1 protein-coding gene is annotated in these 682 nt (G+C 72.4%); it reads left to right on the forward strand.

What is annotated here, in order from left to right; genetic code table 11:
* Positions 1-36: 36 nt before the first annotated feature.
* The coding region (locus Plo01_RS39850; protein ID WP_239317987.1) for a condensation domain-containing protein at positions 37-682 on the forward strand (646 nt) is incomplete at its 3' end.

Genomic DNA, 682 nt, shown 5'->3' on the forward strand with positions numbered 1-682 from the left:
GTCCCGGTCTCGTTGGGTCAGCGGCGGTTGTGGTTCGTGGATCGGCTGGCGGGGGGTGCGCGGGAGTACGGGGTGGTGCTGGCGTTGCGTCTGGTGGGCCGGTTGGACGTGGATCGGCTGGTGGGGGCGGTGGAGGGGGTGGTGGCGCGGCAGGAGGCGTTGCGGTGTCGGTTCATGGCGGTGGACGGGGAGCCGGTGATGGTGGTGGATCCGCCGGGTCCGGTGGTGGTGGAGCGGGTGGGGGTGTCGGGGGCGGGTTCGGTGGCCGCTTCGGTGACGGGTTCGGGTTCGGGTTCGGTGTCGGGGTCGGTGTCGGGGTCGGTGTCGGGGCGGGTGGTGGTTGATCGGGTGGTGGCCGAGGCGGCGGGCGGGGTGGATCTGGCGGTGGGGCCGGTGGCGCGGTTTTGGCTGGTGGAGGTGGGGGCGCGGGAGCATGTGCTGGTGGTGGGGGTGCATCACATCGTGTTCGACGGGTGGTCGGGGGCGGTGTTGGTGCGGGATGTGGGGGCGTTGTATCGGGGGGAGGAGTTGCCGCCGTTGGTGGCGGGGTTTGCGGATTTCGCGGTGTGGGAGCGGGAGGCGGGGGTTTCGGTCGAGGGGTTGGCGTTCTGGCGGGAGGTGTTGCGGGGGGCTCCGGCGGTGCTGGAGTTGCCGTTGGACCGTCCCCGGCCGGCACGACGCT

The sequence above is a fragment of the Planobispora longispora genome (genome assembly GCF_016863135.1).
Lineage (GTDB): Bacteria > Actinomycetota > Actinomycetes > Streptosporangiales > Streptosporangiaceae > Planobispora > Planobispora longispora.